Origin of the sequence: Symbiopectobacterium sp., assembly GCF_051710365.1 — a bacterium.
Taxonomy (GTDB): Bacteria; Pseudomonadota; Gammaproteobacteria; order Enterobacterales; family Enterobacteriaceae; genus Symbiopectobacterium.
Genome location: NZ_JBPETA010000377.1, coordinates 1 through 1,062, shown reverse-complemented (window position 1 = coordinate 1,062; position 1,062 = coordinate 1). Strand labels below are relative to the sequence as shown.

Below are 1,062 nucleotides of genomic sequence, written 5' to 3'. Positions count from 1 at the left end.
AGGTTACGGATGGTAACGTGGGGAGTACTCATGCTGATTGGTCTGCAAAAAGCAGTAATAAATTCAGAACTTCAGAATACTGTCAAGTCCCGAAAAAAGAAAAATCAGGTGCGGAATGACGGATAAAGGTGTCCAGATTCTCATTTTCGCGATACTGGGTGACGCCCACGCTGATGGTGATGTGGATTTTTTCTTTCTGGTATGACACTTCGGCGATTTCCACTGCGCGGCGCAGAATATCAGCCCGTTGCAGCGCATTCTCCAGCGTACAGTCATCCAGTAACACCACAAACTCCTCGCCCCCCAGCGACACGCCTGATCGGAACTGCGGATCGCTTGCAGCAGAAGTTGTGCAATATTTTGCAGCACCAAATCGCCCACGCCGTGGCCGTAGGCATCATTAACCCGTTTAAAATGGTCGATATCCAGGAGCAGGATTGACATGGGTTTGCGATGAGTAAAACGCATGGCACGCAGGCGTTTGAAAAAATAATCAAACGCCTGGCGATTCATCACACCGGTCAGCTTATCTATGGTAGCCATACGTTCGAGGCGACGCTGGTAGCCACCGATGGTTAACCACAGCAAAAACAGAAACAACAGACTTGCCGCCAGGCTGAAGCCCAGATTTTTCATTAACGTAATCCACAGCCTATGTTCACTGGGGTGGCTACGCTGCTCGATCATCAAATACCAGTCAAATTCGGGAATCAAGCGCGTATTGAGAAATACCGGACCGTCGTCGTCATATTGATAGCTACCTCCTGGATTGGTCAAAATGGCGGTCGCGAGGGCGGATAATTCCGGCTGCTGGTGAATATTTAGCGCATTGCGAAAATCATCACCGTGTAACACCACCTGGCCGCTCTTGTCCGTAAAATAGATGGTTCGGCGATAACGCTCCTGATATTTTTCTATCAGATGTTTGACCTTTTCAAGGCTTTGTTGAATAAATCAGAACTTGTAACGACTGTGCCCCATCGGGTCGATTGTTACGTGATGCGAATACTGTTCGGCATTCCTAATAGCGTGATCCGGTTAAGCGCTTTGACCATCGCCATG

At 48.7% G+C, this 1,062-nt stretch carries 1 protein-coding gene and 1 pseudogene; both read right to left on the bottom strand.

What is annotated here, in order from left to right; all coding sequences use genetic code 11:
* Positions 1-63: 63 nt before the first annotated feature.
* Positions 64-858, bottom strand: coding sequence for a GGDEF domain-containing protein (locus tag ACTBDZ_RS18050; protein WP_438816300.1), 795 nt, complete (start codon positions 856-858; stop codon positions 64-66).
* Between the two features lie 134 nt (positions 859-992).
* Positions 993-1,062, bottom strand: a pseudogene (locus tag ACTBDZ_RS18045) (surface-adhesin E family protein); the annotation flags it as partial.